At 71.5% G+C, this 14,298-nt stretch carries 15 protein-coding genes; 8 read left to right on the top strand and 7 right to left on the bottom strand.

Annotated elements, in window-relative coordinates:
* Positions 1-143 precede the first annotated feature (143 nt).
* Positions 144-1,121 (bottom strand): alpha/beta fold hydrolase, encoded by a 978-nt coding sequence (locus ABH935_RS39345; protein ID WP_370383070.1) that lies wholly within the window; start codon positions 1,119-1,121, stop codon positions 144-146.
* 99 nt (positions 1,122-1,220) lie between these two features.
* Between ABH935_RS39345 and ABH935_RS39340 the strand changes: the two genes are divergently transcribed.
* The 3 genes from ABH935_RS39340 to ABH935_RS39330 all read left to right on the top strand — a co-directional run bounded on the left by ABH935_RS39340 (position 1,221) and on the right by ABH935_RS39330 (position 3,662).
* Positions 1,221-1,844, top strand: a complete 624-nt coding sequence (locus tag ABH935_RS39340; RefSeq protein WP_370383069.1) for a TetR/AcrR family transcriptional regulator — start codon at positions 1,221-1,223, stop codon at positions 1,842-1,844.
* A 139-nt stretch (positions 1,845-1,983) separates the two neighbouring features.
* Positions 1,984-2,838: a ZIP family metal transporter gene (locus ABH935_RS39335; RefSeq protein ID WP_370383068.1), complete on the top strand. Its 855-nt coding sequence runs from the start codon at positions 1,984-1,986 to the stop codon at positions 2,836-2,838.
* 113 nt (positions 2,839-2,951) lie between these two features.
* The gene (locus ABH935_RS39330; RefSeq protein WP_370383067.1) at positions 2,952-3,662 is read left to right on the top strand and encodes a DUF4262 domain-containing protein; all 711 of its coding nucleotides are present in this window, start codon (positions 2,952-2,954) and stop codon (positions 3,660-3,662) included.
* A 72-nt stretch (positions 3,663-3,734) separates the two neighbouring features.
* Here the strand turns inward: ABH935_RS39330 and ABH935_RS39325 are convergent, their stop codons facing one another.
* Positions 3,735-4,589: a hypothetical protein gene (locus ABH935_RS39325; RefSeq protein ID WP_370383066.1), complete on the bottom strand. Its 855-nt coding sequence runs from the start codon at positions 4,587-4,589 to the stop codon at positions 3,735-3,737.
* 224 nt (positions 4,590-4,813) lie between these two features.
* Here ABH935_RS39325 and ABH935_RS39320 point away from each other — a divergent pair, with 224 nt between their 5' ends.
* On the top strand, positions 4,814-6,805 hold the full coding sequence (locus ABH935_RS39320; RefSeq protein WP_370383065.1) for a chaplin family protein: 1,992 nt from the start codon (positions 4,814-4,816) through the stop codon (positions 6,803-6,805).
* A gap of 131 nt (positions 6,806-6,936) precedes the next feature.
* Here the strand turns inward: ABH935_RS39320 and ABH935_RS39315 are convergent, their stop codons facing one another.
* From ABH935_RS39315 to clpS, 3 genes are all read right to left on the bottom strand, one after another.
* A complete protein-coding gene (locus tag ABH935_RS39315; RefSeq protein ID WP_370383064.1) occupies positions 6,937-7,413 on the bottom strand; it encodes a hypothetical protein in 477 nt (158 codons plus the stop codon).
* Between the two features lie 132 nt (positions 7,414-7,545).
* Positions 7,546-8,103 carry a DUF2017 domain-containing protein gene (locus ABH935_RS39310; protein ID WP_370383063.1) on the bottom strand — a complete coding sequence of 186 codons (558 nt, stop codon included), beginning with the start codon at positions 8,101-8,103 and terminating at the stop codon, positions 7,546-7,548.
* Between the two features lie 23 nt (positions 8,104-8,126).
* A complete protein-coding gene (gene clpS / locus ABH935_RS39305; protein ID WP_370348980.1) occupies positions 8,127-8,429 on the bottom strand; it encodes an ATP-dependent Clp protease adapter ClpS in 303 nt (100 codons plus the stop codon).
* A gap of 24 nt (positions 8,430-8,453) precedes the next feature.
* Here clpS and ABH935_RS39300 point away from each other — a divergent pair, with 24 nt between their 5' ends.
* From ABH935_RS39300 to ABH935_RS39290, 3 genes are all read left to right on the top strand, one after another.
* Positions 8,454-9,755 carry a nicotinate phosphoribosyltransferase gene (locus ABH935_RS39300; protein ID WP_370383062.1) on the top strand — a complete coding sequence of 434 codons (1,302 nt, stop codon included), beginning with the start codon at positions 8,454-8,456 and terminating at the stop codon, positions 9,753-9,755.
* Positions 9,756-9,820: 65 nt separating this feature from the next.
* Positions 9,821-10,396, top strand: coding sequence for a nicotinamidase (locus tag ABH935_RS39295; protein WP_370383061.1), 576 nt, complete (start codon positions 9,821-9,823; stop codon positions 10,394-10,396).
* A gap of 115 nt (positions 10,397-10,511) precedes the next feature.
* The gene (locus ABH935_RS39290; RefSeq protein ID WP_370383060.1) at positions 10,512-11,174 is read left to right on the top strand and encodes a hypothetical protein; all 663 of its coding nucleotides are present in this window, start codon (positions 10,512-10,514) and stop codon (positions 11,172-11,174) included.
* Between the two features lie 11 nt (positions 11,175-11,185).
* Here the strand turns inward: ABH935_RS39290 and ABH935_RS39285 are convergent, their stop codons facing one another.
* Both ABH935_RS39285 and hppD read right to left on the bottom strand, forming a co-directional pair.
* Positions 11,186-12,259, bottom strand: coding sequence for a DUF2510 domain-containing protein (locus tag ABH935_RS39285; RefSeq protein ID WP_370383059.1), 1,074 nt, complete (start codon positions 12,257-12,259; stop codon positions 11,186-11,188).
* Positions 12,260-12,391: 132 nt separating this feature from the next.
* On the bottom strand, positions 12,392-13,540 hold the full coding sequence (hppD, locus tag ABH935_RS39280) for a 4-hydroxyphenylpyruvate dioxygenase (protein ID WP_370383058.1): 1,149 nt from the start codon (positions 13,538-13,540) through the stop codon (positions 12,392-12,394).
* A 182-nt stretch (positions 13,541-13,722) separates the two neighbouring features.
* Here hppD and ABH935_RS39275 point away from each other — a divergent pair, with 182 nt between their 5' ends.
* Entirely contained in the window at positions 13,723-14,202 is a 480-nt protein-coding gene (locus ABH935_RS39275; protein ID WP_370383106.1) for an Lrp/AsnC family transcriptional regulator, read from the top strand.
* Positions 14,203-14,298: the final 96 nt, after the last annotated feature.

The raw sequence follows: 14,298 nt of genomic DNA, 5'->3' as shown, positions 1-14,298 counted from the left end.
CAACAGGCATCGACAGGTCCGGTCCGACACGGCCGAGCCGTCGTTCACCGTCCGAACTCGTGAGCCCCCACATCCGGTTTTCCGGATCCGATCGACACCTGCGACAGGTCCATCGGTCCGGTCCTACGCCGCGGCGATCCGCGTCACGCGGCACTTTCCTCGCGGGCCCGCGCCGCCGCGACCAGCTTCGTCAACAGCGCCGTGGCGACCTGCGGCCGCTCCATCGGCAACACGTGCCCGGTCCCGGGGACCACCGTCAGCCGCGCGCCGGGGATCTCCTCGGCCATCCGCCGCGAGTGCCCCACTGGCGTGAGCCGGTCGCGCGCGGACGCCAGGACTTCGACCTCGGTACCGCCGAGGCTCTTGAGCGCGTCCCGCTTGTCGTGCGTCATCAGCGCCGGGAAGAAGCCGGCCAGCGTCGCGCTGGGACACGTCTTGATGATCTCGTTGCACTCCACGATCGCCGCGCGCGGCGCCTTGCGCCCGAACAGCAGCCAGCGAGTCTGCGCCACCGCGAGCCGCGAGCCCGCGGACTGCTTCGCGCGGACCGCGTCGGCCTTGCCCGGCTTGGCCGCGATCTTTCGCAGAGTCTTGATGATCGAGTTCCGCACCGGCTTGGCGACGATCTCGGGGAATCCGAGCGTGAGCCGCGAGAGCCCGCCGCTGGAGGTGTTCGTCAGCAGCACACCGGCCACCCGGCCGCCGGCGGCGAACAGATCGGGGCGCTGATCGGCGAGCGCCATGATGGTCATGCCGCCCATCGAGTGCCCGGCGAGCACGACGGGGCCGGTCGGCACCAGCTGGTCCAGCACCGCGGCCAGGTCCTGGCCGAGTTGGTCCACCGACGGCCCCGGACCGAAGCGTTCGGCGCCGGCGCCGGAGACACCGGACAGCCACGCGCCGCCCTGCGTCGACGAGCCGTGGCCGCGCTGGTCGTACCGCAGGATCCGGACGTCTCCGGCGTCCGCCAGCGCGGCGGCCTGGGCGCGCCAAGCCCGGGCGGACAGCGTCCAGCCGTGCGCCAGCACGAGCGTGACCGGCGCGCCGGCGGCGCCGTCCTCCTCGACGTGCAGCTCGGCGCCGTCGAAGGCGATGACGGTGTGGAATCGCGGATCGGCCATGCTTCCCAGCCCCTGTCCCTGCTCGGTCCCTGCTCGGCGGCACCCTACCGGCGGGTAGCTTACTGAGAGTAGGAAAGGAAGTCGATAGAGTTCGCTGCCATGACCGACGCCCCGCGCCGCAAGCGCGTGCCCCGCGCCGAACGCGAGCAGCAGATCCTGGCCGCCGCCGAGGAGGTCTTCGCCGAGCGCGGGTTCCAGAACACGTCCATGGACGAGGTGTCGCTGCGCGTCGGGGTCTCCAAGCCGATGCTGTACGAGTACTTCACGTCCAAGGAAGGGCTCCTGCTCGCCTGCGTGGCCCGGATCCGCGCGGACCTGCACTCCGCGACGATCGACGCCGTCTCCGCCGCCGAGCCGGACGGACCGCGCGCCGTCCTGGAGGCCGGCCTGGAGGCGTACTTCGACTTCGCCGACCGGCACGGCCGGGCCTGGGCGGTGCTGCTCAACGAGTCGGTGATCGTCGCAGGGCCCGCCGAGGAGGCGATCGAGGCGATCCGCGGCCAGCAGACGCAGCTCCTGGAGGACGTCATCGGCCGCTGGCTGCCCGCGGCTTCCCCGGCCCGCGTCTCGATCCTGGCGCACGGCCTGGTCGGCGCCGGCGAACGAGTGGCGCGCTGGCGGCTGCGCGACGGCTCGGGCATCGGGCCGCACGAGACCGCGGTGCTGCTCGCCGACGCGTTCTGGCCGGGCTTCGCCGAAGTCGAGGCGACCGCGAAGCGCTGAGGCGAGGGTCACAATTCGGCAAAAGGCGTAAAGCGGTCATCCTGTGCGGGCAGGCTTGTCCCGGAAAAGCAGGCAAGGCTAGCCTGCACGCCGGTCCCCACCCTCAGGACCGTCCCCGGCCACGAATCAAGGTGCTGCCATGTCCTCGTCCCAGATCGCCTTGCTCGGCGCGATCGCCGGCTTCACGATCTACCTCGGCCTGCCGCTCGGCCGGCTGCGCGCCCCGCTGCCCCGGCTGCGCGCGCTGCTGAACGCGGTCGCCATCGGGATCCTGCTGTTCCTGCTGTTCGACGTCCTCAGCCACGCCTGGGCGCCGGTCGACTCCGCGCTCAGCGACAAGCCGCACCGGATCGGGGACGCCCTCGGCTACGGCCTGCTGATGGGCGCCTGCATCGGGGTCGCGTTCCTGGGGCTGACGCGCTTCGACCGGTGGGTCGCCAAGCACGCGGCGCGCGGTCCGGGCGCGGCGTCGGCCGCGGAGCTCGGGAGCGGGAGCGGAACGGGAAGCGGAGACGGGAACCGCCGCACGCTGATCTCCCGGCTGGCGAGCCTGCCGATGCTGATCGCCATCGGCATCGGCCTGCACAACTTCGCCGAGGGCCTGGCGATCGGGAACTCGGCGGCCGACGGCGAGATCAGCCTGGCCGTGATGCTGATCATCGGCTTCGGGCTGCACAACGCCACCGAGGGCTTCGGGATCGTGGCGCCGATGGCCGCGGTCGGCGAGCGGCCGTCGTGGCGGTACCTGGGGCTGCTCGGGCTGATCGGCGGCGGGCCGACCTTCGCCGGGACGCTGGTCGGCGAGCAGTTCACCTCGACGCCGACCGCGGTCGCGTTCCTGTCGCTGGCCGCGGGGTCGATCCTGTACGTGATCATCGAGCTGCTGGCGGTGGCGCGCCGGACCGGGCTGAAGGAGCTGACCTCGTACGGGATCATGCTCGGGCTGGTCGCCGGGTTCCTGACCGACGCGATCGTGACACTCGGCGGCGCGTGAGCGTACGCCCTGCGTGACCGGGCGAACACCGTGGGAGAGCCTTTCGTCCGAAAGGTGAACTCCGGGCGTCCTGGATAGGTACTCTCATGCACTCATCGCATATCGTGAACATCATGGCGGAGAGTCCTGGCCACGGCGGTCCTGCGGAACCGACGGGCGAACACGAAGACCGGCGTCGCGTGACGGCCGACATCCCGCCGTGCCACTGCGTGATCTGCGACAGCGAGAACGCGGTCAGCCACACCCTCACCGCGGCCGAGAACGAGGCGTTCGCCGACGACGACATGTCCGGGCTGGGCCCCGAACCGGCAGAGGAAGAGGACGCGGTCCGCGCGCTGGTCCCCGGATGGTTCGGCGAGGCGGCCGCGCACGTGCGGCGCACCGGCTGGACCTCGATCGGCATCATGCCCGGCACCCGCACCCCCGGATGGGCGTTCTCGGTGGGGCTGTGGCACAGCTACCGCGCCCCCGAGGTGTCGCTGTTCGGCCTGCTGCTGCCGGACATGCAGCAGCGCGTGAACCGGGCCGGCCGGCTGATCCGCGACAACAAGCCGTTCGGGCTCGACATCGAGATCGACGGGATCCTGGACGCGCAGCCGGTGGTCGCCAAGCGCGTGCACCCCGGCTGGTACCCGACGCTGTTCGGGTTCGCCGTCGGGTTCTACCGCGGGGCGGTTCCGCCGTTCGTGCAGCTGGTCTGGCCGGACAGCCACGGGCTGTTCCCGTGGCAGCCCGGGTGCGGCCTGCGGTGCCGGACGGTGCAGCCGCAGCTGTGGCTGCCGCCGGAGCTGCACCCCGACGGCCCCTGGCAGAACCCCCGCTGAGCCGCGGCCCAGACCGAGCCGGAGCCTGGCTCAGGACCGCGCCTCGGCACCGTCCCGAACCCCCTGGGCTTCCTACGCTTCTTTCGCTTCCTTCGCGGCCAGCGCGTTCGCCACGCCGCCCCCGCTGGCCATGTAAGCCGCCCGGGACAGCAGCGCGAGCAGCCGCTCGGCCGCCTCCGGGGTCAGCCCGCGGTAGGCCCGGGACGCCAGCTCGTCGGTGATCTCCTCGGCCTGCTCCCGGAACAGGCGCGTGGCGTCGTCCGGCTGGGGGTAGGGCGCCGGCCAGCGGAAGAACTTCGCCCCGGCCTCGCCGAGCGGCCCGGCGACGATCGCCTCCAGCGGGTCCAGACCGGCCATCTGCACGGCCGTGATGTGCAGCCCGCCGCGCTGCTCGCGCATCACCATCGCCCAGTGCACCACCCGGTGCCGGGCCGAGGCCGGCTCGGGCATGGCGCCCCAGGCCGCGGCCAGCGGGGACAGGCCGGTCTCGGAGGTGGTGGCGATCTCCCGGAGCATGTCGGCCAGCTCGTGCGCCTCGTCCTCCGGGAGCGCGGCCAGGAACTCGTCGGCCCACATGCGCTGCACGTCGCGGTAGCGGTCCACGACGCGGTCCAGCGGCGGGCTCTGCTTCGGGTCGCGGGCCGTCTCCCAGCTCCGCACCGCCAGCTCGGCCGGGAAGAACCCGACGACCGCGTGCACCACCTCCGGGGCGACCGGCCCGAGGACCCCGACCCGGCCGCCGAAGTAGAACGGCCAGCCCTTCATCCCCAGGTCCTTGGCGGCGGTGCGGGCCGCCTGGGAGGACATGTAGTCGCCGCCGAGGGTGTAGAGCGCGCCCTTGGCCTCGACCGCGGTGCTCAGAGCCAGCTCGCGGATCTGTACCGGACCAAAGAGCGGTGCCGGATCGATTGTCGGATCAGCCGTCATGGGGCCCGATTCTCCCGCTCGGCCACAGTGCTTACAAACCGCCTCGCACAGATGCTCGTACAGCCGCTCCGACCTGCGCGTTCTGAGGCAACTCCGCGATAGATCGCACAGAACGACTATTCATCCGCACGGACCACACCGGCGTGACGCGGCGGGGCGAGGGGCGTTTGTGGCGGTGACGGGCTTTGTCGGCCCGGACCCCCCTGAGAAGAATGAGGACTGGCATGCACGACGTGACCAAGCGCGGGCTCGCGCTCGCGGTCGCGACCGGCGGCCTGCTGATCACTGGTGCCGCGCCCGCGGTCTCGGCGGTTTCGAACCACCCCGAGAACCCCGAGCACGCGAAGAAGAGCCAGCCGACGGGCGACTCTTCACACCACGCGGCCATCCCGGTCAGCGCGCCGAAGGTCAAGCAGTACACCGGGCGGCACAAGGCCACCGAGCCGCACGCCGCCGCGCCGCACCACACGGCCGCGTCGCACGCTCCGACATCGCACGCCCCGACGACGCACGCTCCGACATCGCCGCACAGCGCGGAGTCGCACCACGCTCCGGCGCCGCACCACAGCACCCCGGCGCACCACGCCCCGGCACCGCACGACACGGCCGCCCCCCATCACACGGCCGCGCCGCACCACAGCGCCGCTCCGCACCACACAGCGGCCCCGCACCACCCCGCGGCTCCCCACCACACCGGCGCGCCGCACCACGCCGGTACGGCCCCGCACAGCGCCCCGGCGCCCCAGGCCGCCGGAGCCACCGCGCACTGGCCGGCCCACCCCGGCGGCGACCGTCCCGAGGCCCAGGCGGCCGAGGCGGAGTCCGCCGACCTCGGGGGCGGCGGCTTCCTGGCCGGCAACACCGTCGAGGTGCCGATCGACGCCCCGGTCAACGTCTGCGGCGTGGTCGCGACCGTGCTGGGCGGCGGCGACAGTGCCGCCGACGAGCACTGTGTCAACGGCCCGGACACCGCCGGCGGGCCGAGCAGCTCGGCGGCCGCGGTGGCGGCCGGGAACCCGGGCGCGCTGTCGGACAACGTCGTGCAGATCCCGGTCTCGCTCCCGACGAACATCTGCGGCGACACCGCGACCGTGGTCGGCGGACACGACTCGGCCGAGGACATCCTGTGCGCCAACAACGGCGGCGAGTCCTCCTCGACCGCCCGCGCCGTGGCCGCCTCCTCCCCCGGCCTGGTGAGCGGGAACGTGGTCCAGGTCCCGGTCGACGCGCCGCTGAACGTCTGCGGGATCACCGCCAACGTGGTCGCGGTCTACGACACCGCCGCCGGCACCACCTGCGTCAACGGCGGCGAGCACGGTGACCACGGCGGGCAGGGCTACGCCCCGATGCGTGCCCGCTCGGTGGACGCGTACGGCACGCCGCAGCAGTCCGCGGGCTCCGGCGCGAGCGCCGTGACCGCGAACTCCTCCGGCGCGGTCACCGGCAACATCGTGCAGGTGCCGATCCAGGCCCCGATCGACGCCTGCGGCGACTCGGTGAGCGTGGTCGGCGTGTTCAACTCCGCGCTGGACAACCGCTGCGTGAACCACACCGCGGGCGGCGCGGCCGCCAACGGCCGGGCCGTCGGCAACAACGGTCTGGCCACCGGCAACGTCGCGCAGCTGCCGATCGACATCCCGACCGAGGTCTGCGGCGTCGTGGCCGCGGTCGGCGGGTACCACGACACGGCCGAGGGCGACAGCTGCGTGAACACCGGCGCGCCGACGACGACGTCGGCCGCGAGCACCACCGGCGAGACCGGGATCGTCACCGGCACCGTCGCGCAGGGCAGCGTCAACGCGCCGGTCGAGGTCTGCGGGACCACCGTGGGCGCGGGCATCGTGAACAGCGGGACCGAGGACACGAGCTGTGTCACCGGCCCGCCGTGCCCGCCGCCCCCGCCGCCGAACTGCTTCCCGCCGCCCCCGCCCCCGCCGCCGGTGTTCCCGCCTCCGCCCCCGCCGGTGTTCCCCCCGCCGCCTCCGCCTCCGCCGCCGGTCTTCCCGCCGCCTCCGCCCCCGCCGGTGACGCCGCCGGGGCACCACCATCACCACCACGAGCACCTGCACCGGCACCATCACCACCACGAAGAGGTCGGCCAGCTGCCGCACACCGGCACGGACGTCCTGGACTACGCGGGGATCGGCGCCGGGGCCATGGCGCTCGGCGCCGGGGCGCTGATCGCCGCCCGGCGCAAGTCCGGCTCGGCGAACTAGCGGTACGCCGCGCCTGATCGCGGCAGATCGCAGCAGATCGCGCCATCGCGTCACAACGGAGCGGGGCCCCTGGGATTCCAGGGGCCCCGCTCCGTTCCGTTGTCATCGCATGCTGACGCAGCCGGCCGACGTCACACCTTCCCGGACAACACCGCCCCGAGATACCCGTCGACGTCACCGTCGGCCTTGGTCCCCAGCATGGTCCGGGTCCAGGCCCGCCGCTCGTGGTCGATCACCGCGAGCTCCCACACGCAGCCGGCCTGCCGCGAAGGCGCCCGCGCGATGTCCGCCGGCTCGGAGAACCGGGCCGAGTAGGCGGCCGTCGACAGCAGGCAGCCGTACGACCACCACCCGACCACGTACGAGTAAGCGTTCGTCGACCGGTGCGCGATCACGAATCCGACCCCGTAGCGCCCGCCCCCGACGCCGGGGCGGGGTAACGCCTCCACGGCAGCCTTGCGCGCGCCCTCCCGGGCCGCCTCCTCAAGGTCCCCGCCGGGCGTCGCGGACAGCCCGTGGACCTTCACCCGCCAGTCGTCGATCTCGAGCAGGCCGAGCGGCCGCACCCTCCGAGGGGTATACGGCACCACGCCGAGTGGCTCTGTCATGAGGCAGGATGCTGGCACACCTCGGGAATCGACTCAATGCCCTGCGCCAGCTTTCACCCGGTGCGGGGTGGCGCCGGGTACTCGCCACAGCGGTCCGGCCCGCGGACGGCACGGGACCGGATACCGGAACGCTCAGCCCATCAGGGCTTCGACCAGCCATTCCACCATCGCGCCGAGCCAGTGGTACATGACCACTATCTCGTAGCGGTCGTCCTGTTCGTCGATGCGGTCGAAGGGGTTGTCGTCGTCGTCCTCGATCTCCAGCCAGACCGCGAGGACCAGGCGGATGTCGTTGACCGCGCCGAGCCAGGACTGGGCCTGCTCGGCGTCCAGGGCCAGCTCGTCGCCGGGCTGGTAGTCGCGCAGCGCGTCCAGCACCTGCCGGGCCGTGGCGCGCTTGCCATCGCGCAGATCGGGCTCGGTGAGCCGGCGGAACTCGCCGGCCTCGTCGGGGTCGCCCTCGTAGGCGTCCGGGAACAGCCGCGCCAGCGCCGGGTTGTCCGGCTTCTTCACCGGGCCTTCGGCGATGCCCAGGGCCGCGGCCAGCGAGTCGGGCTCCTCGCCCAGCGGGTCCTCCTCGTCCAGCAGCGCGAGCTGCCCGGCGAGCAGGAAGCGCAGGACGTCCGCCTGGCCGTCGGTGAACGCGCCGACGATCCGCCCGGAGCGGTCGGCCTGGAAAGGCAGGAGCACGTGCGGTTCCCCGATCTGGTCGTTCAGCCGTCCTGGCGCTGCACGGTCGCCCACAAGCCGTAACCGTGCATCGCGGCCACGTCCTTCTCCATCTGCTCGCGGCCGCCGCTGGACACTATCGCCTTGCCGAGGTTGTGCACCTCCCGCATCAACCGCTCGGCCTTGCCCTTGCTGTAACCGAAGTAGGTCATGAACACGTAGGTGACATAACTCATCAGGTTCACAGGGTCGTTCCAGACCACGGTGACCCACACCGGGTCCTGCACCGGAGCCGCCCGGGTCTCCTCCGTGGCCTCCGGAACGACCTCCACCGGCGCGACACTCATCCCACCAGACTACGCTGATAGATCGTGAACAGCACCGCGCTCCTCACGGACCACTATGAGCTCACCATGCTGGAGGGCGCCCTGCGCAGCGGGGCCGCCCACCGACGCTCGGTGTTCGAGGTCTTCGCCCGCCGGCTGCCCGACGGACGCCGCTACGGCGTCACCGCCGGTACCGGCCGCCTCCTGGACGCCCTGGAGGAATTCCGGTTCGACACCGCGATCTGCGACTTCCTGCACGAGTCCGGGATCGTCGACGAACCCACCCGGGACTGGCTGGCCGGCTACCGCTTCACCGGCGACGTCCACGGCTACGCCGAGGGAGAGTGCTACTTCCCCGGCTCCCCGCTGCTGATCGTGGAGTCCACGTTCGCCGAGGCGGTGCTGCTGGAGACGCTCGTACTGTCGGTGCTGAACCACGACAGCGCGATCGCCTCGGCGGCCTCCCGCATGACCTCGGCCGCGATGGGCCGCCCCTGCCTGGAGATGGGCTCGCGGCGCACCCACGAGGAGGCCGCCGTGGCCGCGGCGCGCGCCGCCTACCTGGCGGGCTTCTCGGCGTCCTCCAACCTGGAGGCACGCCGCCGCTTCGGCGTCCCGACCACCGGCACCTCCGCGCACGCCTTCGTCCTGCTGCACGACAGCGAGCGCGACGCCTTCAGCGTCCAGGTGGAGACCCTGGGCCGGGGCACGACGCTGCTGGTCGACACCTACGACGTGGCCGAGGCCGTGAAGATCGCGGTCGAGGTCGCCGGCCCCGACCTCGGCGCGGTCCGCCTGGACTCCGGCGACCTGCTGTGGATGGCGCACCGGGTGCGCAAGCAGCTCGACGAGCTGGGCGCCGAGCACACCAAGATCGTGGTCACCTCGGACCTGGACGAGTACCAGATCGCGGCACTGGCCGCGGCCCCGGTGGACTCCTACGGCGTCGGCACCCAACTGGTCACCGGCTCCGGCGCGCCGACCGCCGGCCTGGTCTACAAGCTGGTGGCGCGCGGCGCGAGCGCGGAACCGGAAGCACCGATGGTGCCGGTGGCGAAGAAGTCCTCTGAGAAGGCCACCCGCGGCGGCCGCAAGTTCGCCTGGCGCCGCATCGGCTCCGACGGCGTGGCGCAGGAGGAGGTCGTCGGGACGGGCTCGGTACCGGAGGAGCTGAAGGCCGAGGGCCGCGACCTGCTGATGCAGTACGTCGCCAAGGGCGAGGTGATCGCGCGGCCGACGCTGGCCGAGATCCGCGAGCGCCACGAGGCCTCGCGTGCGGAGCTGCCGCCGTGGTCGACACAGCTCTCGCGCGGCGAGCCGGCGATCCCTACGGTGTACCCGAGCTAGCAGCGCCCGACGCAGCCCGACGCAGCCCGACGCAGCCCGACGCAGCCCGACGAAAGAAGCCGACCATGACGCACGCACTGATCGTCGTCGACGTCCAGAACGACTTTTGCGAAGGCGGCTCGCTGCCGGTCTCCGGCGGCTCGGCCGTCGCGGCCGGCGTGAGCGCCCTGCTGGCCGCACCGGACCGCGGCGGCTTCGAGCACGTGGTGGCGACCCGGGACTGGCACACCGACCCCGGGTCGCACTTCGCCGCCGAGCCGGACTACGTGACCAGCTGGCCGGTGCACTGCGTGGCCGGGACGAAGGGTGCGGAGTTCCACCCGGACTTCGACCGCACGAACGTCGACGAGGTCTTCTCCAAGGGCGCGTTCCAGGCCGCGTACAGCGGTTTCGAGGGCGTGGACGGCTCGGACACGCCGCTGGGCGACTGGCTGCGGACGCGCGGGGTGGACGAGGTGGACGTGGTCGGGATCGCCACCGACTACTGCGTGCGGGCGACCGCGCTGGACGCGGTGAAGCTGGGGCTGCGCACACGGCTGCGGGCTGATCTGGTGGCCGGGGTCGCGGAGGGCACGACGGCCACGGCGCTGGCCGAGATGAGCGCGGCCGGGGTCGAGATCGTGCCGGCGGTTGAAGGCTGACAGCGACTCACCGGCTCGCCGACTCGCCGGCCGACCGGCTCGTCGACGAGCACGCGCGGCGGCGCGGCCGAAATCTGCTGGCCGCCGCACGTAGCCGGCGGACAAGATGGCCGACATGCCCGGGAGACTGGAACTCAGGACCCGGATCAGCCGCGTGCGCCTGGACGGCCGCGAGCACCGGGTGATCCGGCCGGACCGTCCTGCCACCCGCCTGGTCCTGCACGACGACAGCTTCTGGTACTCCGGCTACGCCGACCGCGAGGCCCTGTGCCAACTGGCCACGCTCTGGTCCCTCGCAGCCGTGTCCCCGCGCTCGATCATCCACGTCCCGACCCGGCACAACGCCTCGCCGTTCGAAGGCCGCAGCGTCGATCTGGTGCTGTCGCACGCCCTGCACCAGCTCCGGCCCTCGCGATGGAAAGCGATACGCGGCCGCCTCGGGGAAGGCGCACCGCACAAGATCCAAGTCCCCGACTTCGCCAACGCCGAGATGGACTACACCCGCCTGCACTACCGGGAGTACCGCGACCTGCTGAACTTCGACTCGGCCGGCGACACGCTCTTCGTCACCGGCAGCCGCGAATCCTTCCGGCAAGCGGCACACGAGCTCAGCACCGTGCTGACCGAGACGGTCCGCAAGCGCAACCACGACGCCGTCAGACATGTTTGCGCCGAACTCGCCGCCGGCGGATGGCCGCCGGCACGCACCCGGCACAGCACCCCGGACATGCTGCACATCCAGTACTACCCCGATGACTGGCCGCCCCGAGCCGCCTAAGTTCTACCGTCCTACCGCGTGCGCCGCCGCTTCAGGCGCGTCACGTACAACACCGTCACGACCAGCAGCACCACGACCATCCCGCCGAGGTAGGCCTCGGACGTGGTGTCCAGCACGTTCATCTTCGTCGGCACGGTGATCGTCGCGGCGAGCTTGTTCTCGCGGTCGTGCACCGACTTCATCAGCAGGTAGCCCAACGGCACGATGCCGATCGCGGAGATCAGCAGGACCGCCAGCGTGTGCCCGACGCGCTCCAGCGGCCCGGTCTTCACCACGACCTTCGGGGCCTGCTTCTTCGGGCCGCGCGGGGTGTCGAACTCGGTGCGCGATGAGCCGTTCGGCGAGTCGCCCTGCTTGGGTCCGGTGGTGATCTCCGGGCCGTCGAACGGTTTGCCGTCCGGACGCAGCAGCCGGATGCGCAGTGCCTGGTTCGCCGCGGACATCTGCGCCGGAGTCTGCCTCGGTGCGGCCGGCATGCCGGGCATACCCGGCGCCGGGGTGATCGAGATGCCCATCCCGGCGGCGCTGGCGACCTGGGGCGGCGCCTGGCGCGGGGGCTCGGGCAGCGGGCTGTCGAAGCTGGTGTCCGCCAACGATTTCGGCGGTGTGAAGACAGGAGGCCTCGGCTCCGGGGCCGCGCCCGGGAAGTCCGCCGGGGGACGATGCGGGAACGTGGACTCCGAGGGCTTCGCGTCGTCGAAGTTCACCTCCGACAGCGGACGCGGCGGCGCGAAGGCCGGAGGCTTCGGCACGGTAGCGGCAGCCGGGTCGAGATCGTCGTCGTACGACGAATCCTGCGACCCCTCGTCCGGCATCGGAAGGAGATCGTCGAAGGTCAGCTGTCCGATGGACGCCCGGCCCGACGTCTCGCCGCCTGACGCGGCAGAAGCAGAAGAGGCCGCCGCGGCCCGTGGCGGCGGGGGCACCGCCCCCGACTCCACAACCCCCTCCGCGTCCCCGGCGCCGCCGGCCTTCTTAGGCATCGGCTTGCTGGTGCCCGGGACCCACTTCGAGCCGTCCCAATACCGGATGTATCCGGGAACTGAGGGGTCGGGGTAATAGCCGGGACGCGGTGTACTCTCCACGATCACCGAGCCTAGAACACCGCCGCCCAAACCTGTACGGGTGCCGGGATTCCTTACGCAACCTTGGGGAATCCCTACACCCGCACGATGACCAGCTACTACGTCCTTTGCAGTAGACGCCTCAGCCGGGGCTCACAGGTTGCCGCGGCGCTCCTGCTCACGCTCGATGGCCTCGAACAGGGCCTTGAAGTTCCCCTTGCCGAAGCCCTGGCTGCCGTGCCGCTCGATGAGCTCGAAGAACACGGTCGGACGGTCCTGCACCGGCTTGGTGAAGATCTGCAGCAGGTAGCCCTCCTCGTCGCGGTCGACGAGGATCTTGCGCTTCTGCAGCTCCTCGACCGGCACGCGCACGGTCCCGATGCGCGCCCGCAGCTCCTCGTCCTCGTAGTACGAGTCCGGGGTCTCCAGGAACTCCACGCCCGCGGCGCGCATCGCGTCCACGGTGGCCAGGATGTCGCCGGTGTTCAGCGCGATGTGCTGCACACCGGGGCCGCCGTAGAACTCCAGGTACTCGTCGATCTGCGACTTCTTCTTCGCGATCGCTGGCTCGTTCAGCGGGAACTTGACCTTGCGGGTACCGTCGGCGACCACCTTGGACATCAGCGCCGAGTAGTCGGTCGCGATGTCGTCGCCGATGAACTCGGCCATGTTCGTGAAGCCCATGACCTTGTGGTAGAACTCCACCCATTCGTCCATCTTGCCCAGCTCGACGTTGCCGACGCAGTGGTCGATCGCCTGGAAGATGCGGGCGTTCGGCTCGACCAGCGGCGCGCGCTCGACATAGCCGGGGGCGTAGACGCCGTGGTAGCGGGACCGGTCGATCAGCGAGTGGCGGGTTTCGCCGTAGGTGGCGACCGCGGCGCGGACCAGGACGCCGTGCTCGTCCTCGATCTCGTGCGGCTTCTCCAGGCCGGTGGCGCCGTGCGCGACCGCGTACTCGTAGGCGGCGTACACGTCCGGGACGGCGATCGCCAGGTCGGTGACGCCGTCGCCGTGCTCGGCGACGTGCCGGGCGAGGTCGGTGCCGGGACGGACCGAGCCCTCCAGCACGAAGCGCGCGCTGCCGGACACCAGCACGTACGACACGCGGTCCGCGCGGCCGGTCTCGGGGCCGGAGTAGGCGACCACCTTCATGCCGAAAGCGGTCGAGTAATAGTGGGCGGCCTGCTTGGCGTTGCCGACGGCGAACACGACGGCGTCCATCCCCTTGACCGGGAACGGGTCGGCGGAGGTGGCGGTGAGGTCGGCGTCGGCGTTGACGGGGACAGCGGTTTCGGTCATGGTCCCAGCTTCGATCCGCAGATCAAACTGCGCAACGCGAGGTCAGAGAGCTATACAATCTGCTCAGCGCCAGTGCCTCTCGGACCACATTTCTGTACAGTGTGATCAGCGACACATCACCGCGAAACCGACATGGAAGGGAACCACCCGGTATGTCCCTGCATGAACCACCGCCCTCGACGATGCAGATCGACGGCCTGGACGCCCGGCTGCTGGCCCTGCTCACCGAGGAGCCGCGGATCGGGATCCTCGAAGCGTCACGACGCCTGGGAGTGGCGCGCGGGACCGTGCAGGCGCGCCTGGACCGGCTCCAGGCGCGCGGCGTGGTACGCGGTTTCGGGCCGGTCATCGACCCGATCGCGCTCGGCTACTCGGTGACCGCGTTCGCCACGCTGGAGATCCGGCAGGGCCGCGGCGCGCAGGTCCGCGAACACCTGGCGGCGATCCCGGAGCTGCTGGAGATGCACACCATCACCGGCGCCGGCGACATGCTGTGCCGCATCGTCGCGCGGTCCAACGCGGACATGCAGCGGGTGATCGACAAGCTGGTCTCCTTCGAGGGCATCCAGCGGACCTCGACCGTGATCGCGATGGCGAACCCGGTGCCCTACCGGGTGCTGCCGCTGACCGAGGTGTGCGCCACCGAGCACTCGGAAGGGTAAGGACTGCTCCAGAGGTTTCTCAGGAGTCGCATTTGGTCACGGACGTCACGACTTGCCAGAACGACGTTTCCGGGGGTACGGCTATCCGTTAGGTTT

This window comes from Catenulispora sp. GAS73 (assembly GCF_041262085.1).
In the GTDB taxonomy this organism is placed as follows: Bacteria; Actinomycetota; Actinomycetes; order Streptomycetales; family Catenulisporaceae; genus Catenulispora.
This window is presented reverse-complemented; position numbering and strand designations above follow the sequence as displayed.

What these genes read in the sequence shown, in the direction of transcription:
- ABH935_RS39345 (WP_370383070.1), bottom strand. Translation starts at nt 1,121, where the DNA reads ATGGCCGATCCGCGATTCCACACCGTCATCGCCTTCGACGGCGCCGAG.
- ABH935_RS39340 (WP_370383069.1), top strand. Translation starts at nt 1,221, where the DNA reads ATGACCGACGCCCCGCGCCGCAAGCGCGTGCCCCGCGCCGAACGCGAG.
- ABH935_RS39335 (WP_370383068.1), top strand. Translation starts at nt 1,984, where the DNA reads ATGTCCTCGTCCCAGATCGCCTTGCTCGGCGCGATCGCCGGCTTCACG.
- ABH935_RS39330 (WP_370383067.1), top strand. Translation starts at nt 2,952, where the DNA reads ATGGCGGAGAGTCCTGGCCACGGCGGTCCTGCGGAACCGACGGGCGAA.
- ABH935_RS39325 (WP_370383066.1), bottom strand. Translation starts at nt 4,589, where the DNA reads ATGACGGCTGATCCGACAATCGATCCGGCACCGCTCTTTGGTCCGGTA.
- ABH935_RS39320 (WP_370383065.1), top strand. Translation starts at nt 4,814, where the DNA reads ATGCACGACGTGACCAAGCGCGGGCTCGCGCTCGCGGTCGCGACCGGC.
- ABH935_RS39315 (WP_370383064.1), bottom strand. Translation starts at nt 7,413, where the DNA reads ATGACAGAGCCACTCGGCGTGGTGCCGTATACCCCTCGGAGGGTGCGG.
- clpS (WP_370348980.1), bottom strand. Translation starts at nt 8,429, where the DNA reads ATGAGTGTCGCGCCGGTGGAGGTCGTTCCGGAGGCCACGGAGGAGACC.
- ABH935_RS39295 (WP_370383061.1), top strand. Translation starts at nt 9,821, where the DNA reads ATGACGCACGCACTGATCGTCGTCGACGTCCAGAACGACTTTTGCGAA.
- ABH935_RS39290 (WP_370383060.1), top strand. Translation starts at nt 10,512, where the DNA reads ATGCCCGGGAGACTGGAACTCAGGACCCGGATCAGCCGCGTGCGCCTG.
- hppD (WP_370383058.1), bottom strand. Translation starts at nt 13,540, where the DNA reads ATGACCGAAACCGCTGTCCCCGTCAACGCCGACGCCGACCTCACCGCC.
- ABH935_RS39275 (WP_370383106.1), top strand. Translation starts at nt 13,723, where the DNA reads ATGCAGATCGACGGCCTGGACGCCCGGCTGCTGGCCCTGCTCACCGAG.